Below are 15,733 nucleotides of genomic sequence, written 5' to 3'. Positions count from 1 at the left end.
ACGTCTCTGCGCCAGGCATCCGGGGCTTTCGTCCTCAGAACCGCAGCCCGAGGCCTTCCGGCTGGAACCGCAGGCGAGCCCGCTCGTCCAGATCGTCGGTTCGCTCGTCGCGGGCCGCCTGGATGGCGATGCCCGTGATCGCCCCGGCCGCCGCCGCGATCGCGATCGTCGTCACCCAGAAGTACCACTTCTTCACGATCCGCTCGCGCTTCACCGGCCCCGGCTTCGGACCCTCGGCGATCGCCGGCTTCGGGCGCACCGCCCCGTCCTTGTCGGCGCGGGCCTTGTCGAGCCCGGCGCGGTGGGTCGACGCCGCCTCGTCCTCGACTGTCCCCCGGGACATGTCCTCGAGGGCAGCCAGCTGCGCCTCCGCCGACGCGCGATCGGCCCCCTTCGGCAGCGCCGCCAGGTGACCCTTCCAGGCCGCCCGCGCGCACACGTAGTCGGCCACGCGCTGGCACACCTCGGCCTCGCGGCGCCAGTTGTCGGCGCTCGGGTCGGCCGCCCGGGCCTGCTCGGCCAGCGCCCGCGCGGTCCCCAGGTCGCCGGCGGCCAGCGCAGCATCGACCGTCGCCGGCGCCTCGGTGGGCGCTCCCGGAGCCGCCGCGGCCGGCCGCGCCAGCGCGAACACGAGAGCGCCGACCAGCGCGCGTCGCCAGCCCGCCGCACGCGGGCGCTGGCACCGGGGAGTCTCACTCGTCGTAGACATCGGTCTTGATCTTCGGCCCCGATTCGCGCGGACCTGGCTCGGTTGTACCAGCTTTGCGCGGCGGTTTCCTGGGTCGCTTCTTCACCGGCGCCGGATCGGCCGCCTTCGCCTCGGGCTCGGCCCCGGCGCTCGTCGTAACCGCGGCCGCGGGCTCCGTCGCCGGCCCCGCAGACCCGTTCGTGAGGCTCTCTGGCGAAGAATCGGTCGCCCCGGCCTCGGGCTCCAGGGCGGCCTCCATCCGGGTCGCGCCCCGCCCTGGCGATGCGACCGGCAGCGGCGGAATCGGGACCGTCCGGGCCGGCACCTCGGCCGCCTCGCCGGCCTGCTCGCGCGGCATCAACACCCACGCCACCAGTCCCCCCGCCATGCACGCCAGCACCAGCGCCGCGGCCCGCAGGCTGCCGGCCGCTCGACCTGGCTGCGAGGCCATGTCCGATCGCGCCGGCTCGTCGGGCCCCGTCCCGGCCCCGAACCGCGAGCCTGAGCCTGTCTCCAAGGACATCTCGCTCGCGACGCCGGCCATCGAACCTGTCTCCGCGGCCATCTCCGCGCGCCGGGATGAACCTGTCCCCGGGGACATCTCATGCCGGGAAGCCTCCGCCCCCCGCAGCCCCGGCGGCAGCGTCGCCGCCGTCGCGCTGGCCCACGACGGCTCGCTCGCGCGACTCGCCCCCGAGGACATGTCCCCAGAGACACCATCTTTAAGACATGCCCCTTCAGACATGTCCTCGAAGACCTGTCCCGCGAGCCGCTGCGTCGACCCCTCCTCGATCGCCTGCGTCGCCGCCACCACCGACACCGGCGCCTCCGCCCCCAGCCACAACTCTTCCACCGCCGCGCGGTCGTCCCCGAGCACCGCCAGCAGCGCGGCCGCCACCGCCTCGCCGCCCTGCGGTCGCGCCTGCGGATCCTTGCGCAGCAGCGCCAGCGCCAGCTCGGCCAGCGCGTCGGGGATCCGCCGCTGCGGGGCCGCTTGCCGCGGGTCGAGCGGCGGCTCGCGCAGGTGACGGCCGACGATCTCCATGAAGCCCTCGCCGACGAACGGCACCTGCCCGGTCAGCGCCTCGTAGAGGATCACCCCGAACCCGTAGAGGTCCGCGCTGCCGTCGCCCGTCTCGCCGCGGATCCGCTCCGGCGCCATGTAGAACGGCGTCCCCAGCAGCGCCCCGGCCTGCGTCTGGACCGCCGCCCCGGCCTCGCCCGCCAGCCCCGGCAGCAGCTTGGCGATCCCGAAGTCGAGGATCCGCGGCTGCACCGAACCATCGTTCGCGCGGGCCAGGAACAGGTTGGCCGGCTTAACGTCGCGATGGACGATACCCGCGCGGTGGGCCGCCCCGAGCCCGCGCGCCACCTCGGCCAGCCAGCGCAGCACCGCCTCCGCCCGCTGCGGCCGCATCAGCGCCTCCTCGAGGCTCTCGCCGCGCAGCAGCTCCATCGCCACGTAGACCTGGCCGTCGGGCAGCGCGGCGCAGTCGAACACCGGCACCACCGTCGCGTGCGGCACCTTCCCGGCCAGCACCGCCTCTTGCAGCAGCCGCGCCGCCGCCTCGCCGGTGCCCGCATCGCGGCGGACCAGCTTGAGCGCCAGCCTGCGGCGCAGGAACAGGTGCTCCGTCTCGTAGACGCGGCCCATCCCGCCCTCGCCGATCACCGCGACCACCCGGTAGCGACCGTCGATCACCGCCCCGGCCTGCAGCGGGGGATCGGCCTCCGCCGGCTGCCAGTCCGCCCGGGCCGTCCGCGTCAGCCGTACCACCGGGTGCGGCTCCGCCGGCGTCTGCGGGGCCAGCGTCGGCAGCGCGTGTGCGTCCGGGGCCACCCGGCCACGGTACCAAAGGGCGCGGCCCGGGTGATATAGGAGCCCCGGTGTCCAAGGGAACCAGGAAGATCGACGACCTCGCCGAGCTGCTCGAGCGGACCGGCGGGGACGCGCAGCGGCTCGAGGTCGTGCGGCGGACCCAGCGCTTCAAGCGCTCGTGGATCGAGCTCGCGGAGGCGCTCATCAAGGTCCGCGCCGGTCGGGCCTACGAGCGCTGGGGCTACGAAGATTTCCACGCCTACTGCGCCCAGGAGCTCACGCTCAAGAAGGCCACCGTCGACAAGCTGACCGTCAGCTACTCGACCGTGCAGCGGCACGCCCCCGAGGTCCTCGAGTGGGACGGCGTCGCGCGCACGATCCCGACCGTCGAGGCGATCGACTACTTCTCGCGCGCGATCGGCGACGGCCCCGCCAACGACCCCGCCGACGACGAGCCTGCCCCTTCGCGCCGCGCGCCTCCGCGCCCGCACGCCCCCGAGGTCCTCACCGAGCTGCGCTCGGCCGTGTTCGACGAGGGCCAGCCGGTCGCCGAGCTGCGCAAGCGCTTCGACCCCGTGCTGCACCCGCGGCCCAAGGGCGCCGACAAGCTCGACCTGCTCAACAAGGCCTCCGCCGCCGCGCGCAAGCTCGCCGAGCTGCTGCCCGACCTCGAGGGCCTGCCCGAGAAGCGCGTGCGCAAGCTCGAGGAGGAGCTGGGCGCGCTGCGCGACGACATCGAGGCCCTCGCCGAGCCGCTGCGCGAGAAAGTCGCCCGCGCCGCCAAGCGGGCCACCCCGCCGCGCCTGCCGGCCGCCCAGGGCGGATGAACGACGATGCCCGCTAGCCGGGCGCCTCGGTCCTCGGACACACTGACCCGGGAGCCATGGACGAGCCGCAGCCCGACCCCGACGTCCACGCCGCAGCGGTGCCCGCCGCGCGGCGCGACCGGATGACGTGGCTGCGCGAGTACCTGTTCCCGCGGACCGTCACCTTCGATCCCAGCCCCGGTCGCCAGGTCTGGCTCGCCGCCGTCTACGCCGTCCGGCGGTGGTTGTTCGTCGATCGCAGCACCACCCTCGCCTCGAGCCTAGCGCTGCAGACCCTGCTCTCGCTGGTCCCATTCGCCGGCCTCGTCCTCACCCTGCTCGGCCTGCTCGGCGCCGACAGCGGGCGCAGCTTCATCCACCGGGTCGCGCGGGCCTTGATCCCCGACCCCGGGCGCTCCGAGATCATCAGCAACCAGATCTACGACCTCGCCTCGCGGGTCACCGTCGAGAACCTCGGCGTCATCGGCTTCCTCGGCTCGATCGGCGGCGCCATGCTGCTGTTCATCACCCTCGAGGACGCGATGAACCAGATCTGGCGCGCCAAGCTGCGGCGCTCGATCGTGGCCAAGTTCGCGATGTTCTACACGCTCACCACGCTCGCCCCGCTGGTGATCTTCTTCAGCATCACCCAGTCGATCGTCGCCCGCTTCACCGACCAGAACTTCTCCGTCATCCCGTACCTCAGCACCGACATCGCCTTCGTCGTCCTGCTGCGGTTCCTGCCCGCCACCGCCGTCAGCTGGCGCGCCGCCGTCGTCGGCGGGGTCGTCGGCGCCACCTTGTTCGAGTTCGGCAAGCGGGGCTTCGCCCTCTACCTCGGCACCTTCCGCACCTACGAGGGCACCTACGGCGCGCTCGCGCTGATCCCCGTGTTCTGCGTGTGGGCCTACCTCTCGTGGCTGATCGTCCTGCTCGCCGCCGAGATCGCCTACGTCGTCCAGCACATCGCCGTGGTCCGCCGCGACGGCTTCGTCAACCCCAGCTTGCGGCGCGACCCCGAGGGGGGCGTCAGCGCCGCGCGCCTGGCCGCCCGCATCGTGCTCGCCATCTGCGACCACTACGATCGCCGCGGCGCCCCGCTGGTCCTGAAGGCCCTGGCCTCGCGGTTCCGCGTCGAGGCCACCCGCCTGTCCGACGTCCTCACCCGCCTCGAGGCCGCCGGCGTGGTCCTGCGGCTGGTCGGCGACGACAACGGCTACGTGCCCGCGCGCCCGCTCGATCAGCTGCGCGTGCTCGACATCCTCCGCCTGTTCCGCGCCGACGTCGACCAGCCCCGCAACGACAGCCTCACCGAGCTGTTCGAGCGCTGCGATCAGGGCGAGGCCGGCGTGCTCGGCGACGTCACCTACCAGCAGCTCATCGAGCAGGCCCGCGAGCGCCGCAGCGCCAGCGGCGGCTGACCGTCCGGACCTGTCCTGCGGGGCCTGTCCTGCGGGGCCTGTCCTGCGGGGCCTGTCCCTTCGGACCTGTCCTCTCGGGCCTGTCCTCTCGGACCTGTCCTCCGGGACCTGCCCTCAGTACCAGGTGAACGTCAGCCCGAACGTCCCGGCTGCGCGCAGGCCCAGCTCCGGCGCCGCCATCCCGTCGCCGCGGACCATCAGCCCGAGGTTGAAGCGGCGGGCCAGCCAGAACTCGTAGCCGAGCCCCACGCCGAACGCGAGCCCGACGGCGGTGCGGGTGATCCCCGCTGTCGGGTTCTCGATGTCGCGCAGCACGTCGCCCTGCAGGAACGTCCCCAGCCCCAGCGCCCCCTGCAACACCAGGCCCTTGCCGCGGACCGGATAGCCGATGACCTCGGCCAGGATCGACAGCAACCCCTGCCCGCGCCGGGCCCCGCCGAGCGTCGTCGACACCAGGCCACCGACCAGCAGGTTGTCGCGGATCCGTCCGCCCGCCCGCACGTGGCCCAGCAGCGCCACCGACACCGCGTTGCGGCCGGCCTCGGTGCGGCGCAGGTTGCCGACGCCGAGGCCGACGCCGAACCCGGCGTACCAGTTGTGGCGCACGCGCCGGGCCGTCTCGACCTCGACCGCCGGCGGCCGCGGCTGCGCGGGCGCTGCCACCGTCTCGGGCCCCTCCGCCGCCTCGGGCGTCTCGGGCCCCTCCGCGACCGCCTCGGACGTCGCGGGCTCCTGGGCCAGCGCCAGCGCCGGAGCCAGCGAGAGGGCGACGGTCACGGCGACGCGCGTGAAGGCGCGCCCATGCAGCGACGAGCCGGGCATCGCCGCGACTATACCGAAAGTCCAACGCCGCCGTGAAGCCGCCGCCGCGGCGCAGCCGACGACCCGCGAGCACCCCGCGCCGGCGCCATCCGAAGCTCCGGGCGCGGCCCGCCACGGGCGCCGGGACGCGATATCGGGGCACCCCGCTTTACAAGCCGCGTGAGCATTGCGTCAATTCACGCATGCTCGCCACGTCCGTGCGCCCCGCCCGTGCCCCCGCCGCCGCGGCGATCCTCGGCCTCCTCGCGCTGCTCGGCTTCGACGCCGCCGCGGCCGCGCCGGGCGGCGCGTCGACGAACCTCACCGCCGCCACCCCGCCCGCACCGACGTCCGCCCCGCCGATCGGCGCGCCGAAGGGCGCCGGCGAGGTCAAGCCGCGCATGTGGGCGACCAGCCTGTCGAACATGGTCGTCTACGAGAACGGCAGCGGCTACCTCTACGGCTTCTGGCGGCAGTTCGGCGAGGCCGCCGAGAAGCCCGCGCGGCTCTACTGGGGCCGCGGCTGCCCCGACATCAGCGACCGCGTCTATCACGTCCTGCAGGCCGGCTTCGCCCAGCAGCACCAGTACCTCCTCGTCGTCGACCGCGACCCCGATCCGCGCCAGCCCGGCGCCTTTTGCGTCCGCGGCGTCGAACTCGAGAGCCGCTTCGCCCCCCACCCGCCCGCACTCGTCGACCCCGCCCCGACGCCGACCGCGAGACCGCCCGCGCACGCACCCGCGCCCGGCAGCAAGTGATCGGCGCCGCCCGTCCGCCCCCTCGTTTTGCCCCTGCGCGCCACGGGGGCGGCGGGCCGCGGGCGCTCGTCATCCTATCGCAGGGCCGGCGAAGCTGCGATACTGCGGGCTTCGGACGGCTGCGCCATGAGACATCCCCGCCCCCTGCTCTCGCTCTCGCTGCTCATCCCTGCGCTCGCCGCGTGTCCTGGCGACCCGGGTGACACCGACGGCGACGACACCACCGAGACCAGCACCGCCGCCGACACCGACACTGACCCGACCGCGCCGACCACCGGCGAGCCGTCCGCCCCGCCGCTGCCGACCGACCGCTTCTTCCTGCGCATCGACGACACCCCGCCGCCGCCGGTGGTGCTCGAGATGGACAAGGCCAAGGCGCTCGAGATCTTCGGCGAGGTCGCGGCCAGGGACATCACGCTCATCGAGCTCGACAGCGCGCCGCTGCTCGACCACGTGCTCTCGACCATCCAGAACTCGTGCGGCGACCAGTGGGACGTCTACAGCGACGCGGTCAAGAACGGCGACCTCCCCGTCAGCCCCAATCACAACTGTAGCGCCACCCCGCTCGGCCAGACCTACGGCCCCGAGTGGCAGACCTCGCCGCAGTTCGCGATGGTCCGCCTGCTGACGATGACGCCGCGCAACGCCAACGTGGCGACCACGGTGATGGAGGACTTCCAGTACCTCTTCTCGCTGTACGACAACAAGACCGTCAACGGCCTCACCTTCAACGACGTGCTCGCCGCCAGCCTGTTCTGCGGCAACCACGAGCTCGGCGCCTTCCAGTGCACCGAGAAGCTCAAGGACTCCAAGCTCGACAAGGTCCACGAGGGCGACCTCCACACGCGCCCCTTCATCTCGGTCGAGGTCCTGCGCGACGCCCTCAAGCTGACCCTGCTCGCCTCGCACCCCAACATCGCCAACAGCGAGGGCAAGCTGCCGGTCACCCTCTACGACGCGTTGATGGACATGCAGCCGTTGTCCGACAAGCTCGGCCCGACCGGCGATCACCCCGGCCTGCTCGTCCCCGACGACGCCGAATTCACCACCTACAGCGACGCGCTGACCCCCGAGTTCAAGATGATCGCCACCGCCGCCAGCAACCTGCGGCGCGTCGACGGCATCGACGCCTCCGCGGGCGCCGGCGAGATGTTCCTCAGCGTCGCCGAGGCCCCGCTCGCGTTCGACTTCAACGACCCGGTCAAGGTCGTGATCGAGGGCATCGCCGCCGCCCCGACCGTCGACATGCGCATGGCGATCGCCGAGCTCGACACCAAGGTGCCCTCGTGCACCGACGGCCACGCCACCTGCGCCCCCAACCTCCCCGACAGCCCGCTCGGCGACACCTACGTGTGGTCGCAGCCGGCCTGGTCGCTCGAGCGGATCATCGCCCAGGCCGCCTACCTCGCCTTCAAGGACCTCGACTACCCGTTCTACTGCTTCGCGCCCGGCCTGCCCTGCCTCGCCGGCGCCTCGATCGGCACCGTCGACACCGGCTGGGCCGAGTTCGACATCCAGGTCCCCAACCTCGTCTCGCCGGCCCCGCAGTACCTGTGGGAGATGCTGCTCGACGTCGCCCAGGACATCATCCACGACCCCGCCGGCAACGACGCCTTCATGCGCGACATGAACGGCAAGATCGTCGGCGGCGAGCAGAACACCGCCGACAACCTCGAGGAGGGCGCCGCGCGCCCGGTGTTCGCGCTCAAGGGCGTCCCGATCGGCTTCACGGCCGACGAGATGATCGCCCAGATCCGGCCGACCCTGCAGAGCCAGGCCGGCAAGATCGCCGACGTCATCCTCGGCAACTACTGGACCTCCAACGGTCGGCTCGACTTCTACTACCGGCGCGCCGCCGACGGCGGCACCCCTTACCTGTTCTTCGTCGGCCCTGACGACAAGCGGCCCGACGCCGACGACCCGAAGGTCCTCGCCGCCTGGGACTACGCCAAGCCCGGCTTCTTCGCCGACGCCGAGCTGACCGACAAGCTGTCCTCGACCGCCGTCGACGGCGTCGCCGACACCGAGCACGAGAAGTACCGCCTGCCCGTGGGCGAGTCGACGCTGTTCATCCAGGACGACGCCGGCGACACCTACGAGCTGCGCTTCACCGTCCCCGCCGGCGCCGACCCCGTCGAGATCGTCGTCCGCGTCCGCAAGCTGTGAGCAGCAGGCCGGCCCCCACCGCCTCCTGTCCCTTCTTTCCTGTCCTTTTCGCCATGTCCCGAAATACCTCCTCCATCACCCTCGCCCTCGCCGCCCTGCTCGCCCCCGCCTGCGTCGAGGAGGTCACCCTGGCCGACCCGCAGGACGTGGTCGAGGTCGAGCTCGGCGACGAGCGCCGGGTCGAGCTGCGGTTCCTCCGCCTCGACGCCAAGGGCTTCGTGCAGGAGCTGTCGCTCGCGGACATCAAGGAGCGGTTCCCCGAGAAGATCCTGCGCGAGACGTGGCTCATCGACATGGATCTCGAGCCGCTGATCCGCAACGCCCTGCTGACCCTGATCGCCACCCCCGAGGCCGAGGTCCCGCAGCTCCAGCGCAGCGCCCAGAACATGTGGAAGCTGCTCAACATGACGGCCAAGTCGACCAGCCTCGACGGCACCTCGCTGGCGCCGCTCATCGGCGTCGGCGAAGCCGTCGGCCTCGGCGCGGCCACCATCCTCGCCGACCTGATCGCCGTCGACCCCAACGAGCCGATCATCACCGTCGACCTGACCACCCGCGCCGTCATCGACAACGTCGTCAGCAGCCACCCGAACGCCCAGTTTCGCCCCGGCCCGGTCGACGCCGCCCACCCCGACGGCAAGTACCCCGTCAGCCCCGGCAGCCTGCCGGTCAGCCTGTGGGACGTCGTCACCGACTTCGCCGAGATGCCGGTGCGGTTCGGCCCGACCGAGGCCGCCGACCCCGACGACCCCGATCACCCCGGCTTCATCGGCGGCGCTTTCAAGTTCAAGGCCACCACCCCTGACTTCAAGATGGTCGTCAAGGTCGACCTCAACGCCCTCCCGTACAAGGGCCTCGACCTGACCGATGGGACAGTCGCCAACGTCAACAGCACCAAGAGCCAGATCTTGAGCGCGTTCGACTTCACCCGCGACGACTGGATGAGCATCGAGGGCCTCGTGCCGGCCCTGGTCGTCGAGGAGATGACCATGACCATCGACGAGGACAGGGAGTTCATCGTCAGCGGCACCAACCAGGAGCCGGCCCCGCTCGGCGACTCGAAGGTGTGGCAGAAGCCGCGGTGGTTGTTCGAGCGCCTGATCGCCGAGGTCGCGGTCGCCCGCGCCGCCGAAATTCCCACCCACTGCAGCGAGTACGGCCCCAAGGGTCAGGTCGACCCGCCGTTCATCGCCGTGCAGGCGTGCATCGGTCAGGGCGCCTTCGAAGACGGCGCCTTCGACCCTGACGCCGCCGCCCCCGAGCACTGGACCTCGATCGCCATCGACGACAGCGTCCTGCTCGACTCGCCGCCGCCGCCGCCCTCGTACTTCTGGGACATCCTGCTCGAGGTCGCCCAGGTCCGCCTCCACGACGGCGGCCTCGCCGAGGGCGACGCCGACATCAGCTTCACGCTCAAGCAGGTCCCGGTCGGCACCACCGTCGAGCAGCTCGTCGCGCAGATCAAGACCAACATCCAGAAGAATCCGGCCGCGCTGAGCGCCATCGCCGAGCTGCTCAACGACAACACCGAGGGCCGGGCCGACTTCTTCTACTACGTCCCGAAGGGCGACAACCCGCCCGAGCTGCAGGGCGACTGGCTGTACTTCGTCACCCCCGCCGACATCGAGAACGACGACGACGGCGAGGCCGTGCGCCCCTACGCCTACAAGAAGCCCGGCTTTTTCCGCGACGCCAAGCTGACCGACAAGGCCTCCGAGGTGGTCGCGATCGACGGCGACACCAGCCACGAGAAGGTCAAGATCGCCGCCGGCGACGTCCTCTACCTGCTCGACGATCAGAACCGCCTGTTCAAGCTGGTCGTCGAGGACAAGCCCGCCCCTCACAGCGTCGCCCTCACCGTCAAGCGCTCGCGCTGATACCTGTCCCGAAGGCCAGCCTCGCCATGCCCACGCGCCGCCTCGCCCTCGCCACGTCCGTCGTCACCGCCCTGCTCGGGCCTGTCGGCTGCATCGACGAAGTCGCCGTCCCCGCGGCCGAGGACCCGATCGAGGCCGCGATCGGCCAGCCCAAGCGGGTCGTCCTGCGCTCGCTCCGTTTCGAGGTCGACGACTTCGAGCAGGCCGTCAACCTCGAGCAGATGCGCAAGCTGCCCCGCAAGGTCCTCGACGACCTGTGGCTGCTCGACTTCGATCTCACCGAGTCGGTCACCGTCGTGCTCGACGAGCTGCGCGCGCTGCCGCCGGCCGAGGCCGACGCCCTCGCGCCCGCGGCCCAGAACCTGCGCCGCCTGCTCAACATGAACCCCGACAACGTCGACCTCGAGGGCACCCAGCTCGAGGAGCTGATCGCCCTCTCGGCCTCGGTCGGCGTGCCGCCGGCGCGGGCCCTGGCCGCGCTCATGCAGATCGGCGTGACCGACGACGCCATCCCGCCCAAGGTCGTCTCCGAGACCTTCCTCGACGAGCTGCTCGGCTCGCACCCGGCCGCCCAGTCGCGCCAGGGGGCCGTCGACGCCGACCACCCCGACGGCCTGTGGCCGATCGCCGCGCGCTCCCTCCCGATCACCCTCGGCGACATCGTCTACGCCTTCGAGAGCTTGCCCGAGCGGTTCGGCCCGGCCTCGCTCGACCCCGACGATCCCAACGCGCTCGTCCACCCCGGCTTCGTGCTCGCCGCCAGCGGCATCACCGAGGACGCCTTCACCATGTACGTGCGCGTCAACCTCAACGCGCTGCCGTACAAGGGCGTCGACCTCACCACCAGCTACGTCGCCAGCGTCAACAGCACCGCCAGCCAGATCCGCGACGTCTTCGACTTCTCCAATCCTGACTGGATCCGCGTCGAGGGCCTGTCGAAGAACCTCACGATCTCCGAGATGACCGTGCGCGTGCTCGAGGACGACGCCTTCGTCCCCGGCGGCGACGCCCGCGAGCCGCTGCCGACCGGCAACTCGCCGGCGTGGGGCCTGCCGCCGTGGCTGTTCGAGCGCCTGATCGCCGAGATGGCCCGCCGGCGCACCGTCGAGGGCATCGGCCCGCACTGCGACCAGTACAAGCTCGCCACCGACGTCGTCGCCTTCGAGGCGTGCGTCGACGACACCGGCTGGACCGAGATGACGACCTTCACCGACGTCGGCAACCCGCCGCCGCCGGCCTACCTCTGGGACATGCTCAGCGAGGTCGCCCAGGTCCGCCTGCACGACGGCGGCCTGGCCGAGGGCGACGCCGACGTCGAGTTCACCCTGCGCGACATCGTCATCCCGCTCGACCAGGCGGCCATCGTCAAGCAGATCAAGGTCAACCTCGAGCGCAACCCCGAGGCCCTGATCGGCATCACCGAGCAGCTCAACGACAACGCCGACGGCGACGCCGACTTCTACTACTTCAAGCCGTCGGCCGGCGACAGCGGCGACTACCTGTTCTTCGTCACCGCCGACGACCTGCGCAAGGACGCCGACGGCCTGCCCGCGCGGCCCTACGAGTACGAGCGGCCCGGCTTCTTCGCCGACCCCGAGCTGACCGACAAGCGCTCGTCGAAGGCCGACATCGACGGCGACACCAGCCACGAGAAGGTCCGCGTCGCCCCCGGCGACGTGCTCTACCTCGAGGACGACGACCGCCGCCGCTACAAGATCGCCGTCCTCGACAAGCCGAGCGCCAACAACCTCGCCCTCGAGGTCACCCGCACCCGTTGACGCCCTCGCCGCCCCACGCGTAGCCTGACCGCACCTGCGCTTTCGGACCTGCCCCTTCGGACCTGCCCCTTCGGACCTTGCCTAGAGTTCCTGCTCTTTCGCACCTGTCCTCTGCACCTGCCCCCCAGCCACCCGCCATGCGTCTCCTCTCCCTCCGCGCCCTCGTCCCCGCCTGCGCCCTGTTCGCCCTCGCCGTGCCCGGGAGCGCCCGCGCGTCCGGCCTCGACGCGCCGATCGTCACCAGCGGGCAGTCGCACCCGACCGCGCGCGACGCCGCGGCGGTCTACTGGAACCCGGCCAACCTCGGCTACCTCAAGAAGGGCGAGGTGCTTGCGGGCGTGGGCCTCATCGTCGGCGACATCCGCTACGACCGCGAGCGCACCGGCGCCTATCAGACGCCCGACACCCTGCAGTTCAACGCGCCGATCGACCCGTCGTACATCGACGGCATGAAGACCGGCCCGAGCGGTCAGGTCAAGGCCAACCCGATCGCGCCGAGCGGCAACTTCTTCCTCGCCTACCCGGTGGTCAAGGATCGGCTGACCCTCGGCCTCGGCATCTACGTCCCGTTCGCCGCCGCGCTGAAGTTCCCCAAGACCGGCGACCAGCGGTGGCAGGCCCAGCAGGCGTTCATCGCCACCTCGCAGATCCACCTCGGCGCCGGCGTGCGGATCAACGACTACGTCGCGCTCGGGGCCGGCGTCGCCTACGTGCTCGGGTTCGCCGAGCTGAGCAAGATGCAGGACTTCGCCGGCGTGCAGGAGTTCGCCGACGGCCTCAACACGCTCGGCCAGAAGAACTCGTTCGGCCCCGCCGCGCCGACCGAGGTGCGCGAGCTCGACGTGCTGTCGCGGCCCTTCTCGCTCAAGCGGGCGATCGCCCACGGCGTCACCTTCAACGTCGGCGTCACCGTCAACCCGACCAAGCGCCTCAACATCGCCCTCACCTACTTCCACAGCACGGCGATGCGCTACCGCGGCAAGTTCGCGGTCGACCTCAACGACCCGTTCTTCACCCAGGACCTGGCCGCCCAGGGCCTGCAGTTCAAGCCGCTGGTCCGCGGCGACGCCACCCTCGAGTACACCCTGCCCAAGCGGATCACCCTCGGGGTCGGCTACGACATCGGCGAGCGCTGGCGCGTCGACGGCTTCGTGCAGTACGTCCGCTACTCCGAGCTCGACGCCTTCCGCGTCACCGCGACCTCGCCCGACCTCGCCCAGCCGGAGCTCGGCATCGGCGACACGCTCGCGGTCAACCTGCCGCGCATGTGGAAGGACTCGATCTGGGTCGAGGCCAGCGGCCGCTTCCGGGCCACCGAGCGCCTGCTTCTCAGCGCCACGCTCGGCTATCAGTCGCCGGCCGCGCCGAACAAGACGATCGACACCGCCTCGCCCGACGGCCAGCGCATCATCGGCGCTCTCGGCGGCGTGCTCGACGTGAGCCCGCGGATCTCGCTCCTCGCCGACGCCCGCTTCCAGGGGATCGCGCCGCGCGAGGTGCGGGGGTCCGACTACGACCTCGGCAACGGCACCTACCGCCTGTTCATCGCCGCCATCGCCGGCCACCTGCGGGCGCGCTTCTGAGCCGACGGCGCCGACCCACATGCCCGCAAGAACCTGGTTCTCGGGACAGCTCCGCCACGCGCTCGGCGCCCCGGCGAGCGCCGGACCCGCGGGCCCGGACGCCCGCAGGCGCCGTCCTTGACAGCCCTGCGGCGCCGCTCGTAGCGTGGATGACGAGGGGGTCGCGCGTCGCAGAGACATGGCGAGGCTGCTGCGCAGACTGCTTGAGAAGCCGAAGTTCGCGGACGAAGAGCTGGCCCGGGTCGCCGGTGTCCTGCACACGATCCTCGTCATCAGCATCGCTATCTGCGTCGTCGCCGGCGCCGTCCAGGTGGCGTACCTGGTCGACAGCGCCGCCGCGCTGATCATCTACCCCGGCCTCGGCCTGCTCAGCTTCGGCCTGCTGGTGCTCGTCCATCGCGGCTGGTTGCGGGTCGCCGCCGCCATCTTCCTCGGCCTCCTGTGGCTCGCCGTCACCTTCGGCTCGCTGACCCATGGCGCCGTGCGCAGCCCGAGCATCGGCGGCTACATGCTGGTCGTCATCGTCGCCACCCTGCTGTTCCGGCAGGTGTGGATGCTCGTGTTCATCGGCCTCAGCGCCGCCGCGATCACCGGCTTCCTCGTGCTCGAGCAGACCGGCGTCGTCGTCCCGCAGCTCACCCCCGACACCCCCGAGCTGGCCTTCGTCGCCCACCTCATCCACTTCAGCGCCGGCGGCGTGTTCCTCTCGATGGCCGTCAAGGGCCTGCGCAACGCGCTCGACCGGGCCCGCTCCGGCGAGCTGCGCTCGGCCTCGCTGCTGCTCGAGGCCCAGGGCGCGCGGCGCTACGCCGACAACATCCTCGCCTCGATGGCCGAGTCACTGATCGTGCTCGACGCCCAGGGCACCGTGCAGACCGTCAATCGTGCCACCTTGCAGCTGCTCGAGGCCCCGCCCGAGAAGCTGCTCGGCAAGCCGTTCACCGCCATCCTCCCCAGCTTCCGCGCCGCCAAGAACGGCGGCCGCGGCACTCGCGAGGGCCCGGCTCTGGTCGAGCGCAGCTATCACACCCCGGGCGGCCGCGACATCCCGGTGCTGTTCGCCCGCTCCGATCTCTTCGACGACGACGGCACCCCGCTCGGCGCCGTCTGTGTCGCCTCCGACATCACTCACCTCAAGCGCGCCGAGGCGTCGCTGCGCGAGGCCAAGGAGCTGGCCGAGGAGGCCAACCTCGCCAAGAGCCGCTTCCTCGCCAACATGTCGCACGAGCTGCGGACCCCGCTCAACGCCGTCATCGGCTACGCCGAGATGCTCATGGAAGAGGCCGACGAGCGCGGCCTCGACGACGGCATCGACGAGCTGCGCAAGATCCAGTTCGCCGGCAAGCACCTGCTCGGCCTCATCTCCGACATCCTCGACCTGTCCAAGATCGAGGCCGGTCGCATGGACATCCACCTCGAGACCTTCGACGTCGCCGACATGGTCGAGGCCGTGCTCGACACCGTGCGCCCGCAGCTCGACAAGTCGCGCAACAAGCTCGAGGTCGTGTGCCCGCGCGACATCGGCTTCGTCCACGCCGACCTGACCAAGACCCGGCAGATCCTCATCAACCTGCTGAGCAACGCGGCCAAGTTCACCGACAAGGGAGTCGTGCGTCTCACCGTCGCGCGCGTCGGCCTCGAACTGCCGCGCATGCTGCAATTCATCGTCGCCGACACCGGCATCGGCATGACGCAAAAGCAGCTCTCGCAGCTGTTCCAGGCCTTTACCCAGGGCGACAGCGGCACCGCGCGCAAGTTCGGCGGCACCGGCCTGGGGCTGGCGATCTCCAGGGCCTTCTGCGAGATGCTCGGCGGCAGCATCGAGGTCAAGTCCCAGCTCGGCGTCGGATCGGCGTTCACCGTGCGTCTGCCGTACATGGACCCGCGCGAGCTGTCGTCGAGTCGTCGCGGCGCGCCGGCCGAGGTCGTCGCCGCCGCGCGGGCCGCCGCGATGCGAGCCGGCCTGCTCGACGCTGCGAACGCCGACCTGCTCGATCAGCCATCCCCTGAGAATGCGGCTACACGCCGGCGCTGAT

The 15,733-nt window shown here is 71.5% G+C and carries 11 protein-coding genes; 8 read left to right on the top strand and 3 right to left on the bottom strand.

The window, feature by feature from the left end:
- Nucleotides 1-34: 34 nt before the first annotated feature.
- Both POL25_RS21825 and POL25_RS21820 read right to left on the bottom strand, forming a co-directional pair.
- Nucleotides 35-709: a hypothetical protein gene (locus tag POL25_RS21825; protein WP_272088066.1), complete on the bottom strand. Its 675-nt coding sequence runs from the start codon at nucleotides 707-709 to the stop codon at nucleotides 35-37.
- A complete protein-coding gene (locus POL25_RS21820; protein WP_272088065.1) occupies nucleotides 693-2,528 on the bottom strand; it encodes a serine/threonine-protein kinase in 1,836 nt (611 codons plus the stop codon). The genes POL25_RS21825 and POL25_RS21820 overlap by 17 nt, the downstream gene beginning before the upstream one ends.
- Before the next feature lie 47 nt (nucleotides 2,529-2,575).
- Here POL25_RS21820 and POL25_RS21815 point away from each other — a divergent pair, with 47 nt between their 5' ends.
- Nucleotides 2,576-3,334, top strand: coding sequence for a hypothetical protein (locus tag POL25_RS21815; protein ID WP_272088064.1), 759 nt, complete (start codon nucleotides 2,576-2,578; stop codon nucleotides 3,332-3,334).
- A 56-nt stretch (nucleotides 3,335-3,390) separates the two neighbouring features.
- Complete coding sequence (locus POL25_RS21810; RefSeq protein ID WP_272088063.1) at nucleotides 3,391-4,734, top strand: YhjD/YihY/BrkB family envelope integrity protein; 1,344 nt, start codon at nucleotides 3,391-3,393, stop codon at nucleotides 4,732-4,734.
- Nucleotides 4,735-4,848: 114 nt separating this feature from the next.
- Here the strand turns inward: POL25_RS21810 and POL25_RS21805 are convergent, their stop codons facing one another.
- Nucleotides 4,849-5,556 (bottom strand): hypothetical protein, encoded by a 708-nt coding sequence (locus POL25_RS21805; RefSeq protein ID WP_272088062.1) that lies wholly within the window; start codon nucleotides 5,554-5,556, stop codon nucleotides 4,849-4,851.
- A gap of 182 nt (nucleotides 5,557-5,738) precedes the next feature.
- Here POL25_RS21805 and POL25_RS21800 point away from each other — a divergent pair, with 182 nt between their 5' ends.
- From POL25_RS21800 to POL25_RS21775, 6 genes are all read left to right on the top strand, one after another.
- Nucleotides 5,739-6,293, top strand: coding sequence for a hypothetical protein (locus POL25_RS21800; protein WP_272088061.1), 555 nt, complete (start codon nucleotides 5,739-5,741; stop codon nucleotides 6,291-6,293).
- Between the two features lie 126 nt (nucleotides 6,294-6,419).
- Nucleotides 6,420-8,459 carry a hypothetical protein gene (locus POL25_RS21795; RefSeq protein ID WP_272088060.1) on the top strand — a complete coding sequence of 680 codons (2,040 nt, stop codon included), beginning with the start codon at nucleotides 6,420-6,422 and terminating at the stop codon, nucleotides 8,457-8,459.
- Nucleotides 8,460-8,512: 53 nt separating this feature from the next.
- A complete protein-coding gene (locus POL25_RS21790; protein ID WP_272088059.1) occupies nucleotides 8,513-10,336 on the top strand; it encodes an acetyltransferase in 1,824 nt (607 codons plus the stop codon).
- 26 nt (nucleotides 10,337-10,362) lie between these two features.
- Nucleotides 10,363-12,114 carry an acetyltransferase gene (locus POL25_RS21785; RefSeq protein ID WP_272088058.1) on the top strand — a complete coding sequence of 584 codons (1,752 nt, stop codon included), beginning with the start codon at nucleotides 10,363-10,365 and terminating at the stop codon, nucleotides 12,112-12,114.
- A 137-nt stretch (nucleotides 12,115-12,251) separates the two neighbouring features.
- Complete coding sequence (locus POL25_RS21780) at nucleotides 12,252-13,697, top strand: OmpP1/FadL family transporter (RefSeq protein ID WP_272088057.1); 1,446 nt, start codon at nucleotides 12,252-12,254, stop codon at nucleotides 13,695-13,697.
- Nucleotides 13,698-13,875: 178 nt separating this feature from the next.
- Nucleotides 13,876-15,732 (top strand): PAS domain-containing sensor histidine kinase, encoded by a 1,857-nt coding sequence (locus POL25_RS21775; protein WP_272088056.1) that lies wholly within the window; start codon nucleotides 13,876-13,878, stop codon nucleotides 15,730-15,732.
- The last annotated feature ends 1 nt before the right edge of the window (nucleotide 15,733 follow it).

The organism is Nannocystis bainbridge (assembly GCF_028368995.1).
In the GTDB taxonomy this organism is placed as follows: Bacteria; Myxococcota_A; Polyangia; order Nannocystales; family Nannocystaceae; genus Nannocystis; species Nannocystis bainbridge.
The sequence above is the reverse complement of the archived record's forward strand: the minus strand, read 5'-3'. Positions and strand labels throughout refer to the sequence as shown.

Bases quoted from the DNA above. Each gene is read 5' to 3' on its own strand.
- POL25_RS21825 (WP_272088066.1), bottom strand. From the start codon at position 709: ATGTCTACGACGAGTGAGACTCCCCGGTGCCAGCGCCCGCGTGCGGCG.
- POL25_RS21810 (WP_272088063.1), top strand. From the start codon at position 3,391: ATGGACGAGCCGCAGCCCGACCCCGACGTCCACGCCGCAGCGGTGCCC.
- POL25_RS21805 (WP_272088062.1), bottom strand. From the start codon at position 5,556: ATGCCCGGCTCGTCGCTGCATGGGCGCGCCTTCACGCGCGTCGCCGTG.
- POL25_RS21800 (WP_272088061.1), top strand. From the start codon at position 5,739: ATGCTCGCCACGTCCGTGCGCCCCGCCCGTGCCCCCGCCGCCGCGGCG.
- POL25_RS21795 (WP_272088060.1), top strand. From the start codon at position 6,420: ATGAGACATCCCCGCCCCCTGCTCTCGCTCTCGCTGCTCATCCCTGCG.
- POL25_RS21790 (WP_272088059.1), top strand. From the start codon at position 8,513: ATGTCCCGAAATACCTCCTCCATCACCCTCGCCCTCGCCGCCCTGCTC.
- POL25_RS21785 (WP_272088058.1), top strand. From the start codon at position 10,363: ATGCCCACGCGCCGCCTCGCCCTCGCCACGTCCGTCGTCACCGCCCTG.
- POL25_RS21780 (WP_272088057.1), top strand. From the start codon at position 12,252: ATGCGTCTCCTCTCCCTCCGCGCCCTCGTCCCCGCCTGCGCCCTGTTC.
- POL25_RS21775 (WP_272088056.1), top strand. From the start codon at position 13,876: ATGGCGAGGCTGCTGCGCAGACTGCTTGAGAAGCCGAAGTTCGCGGAC.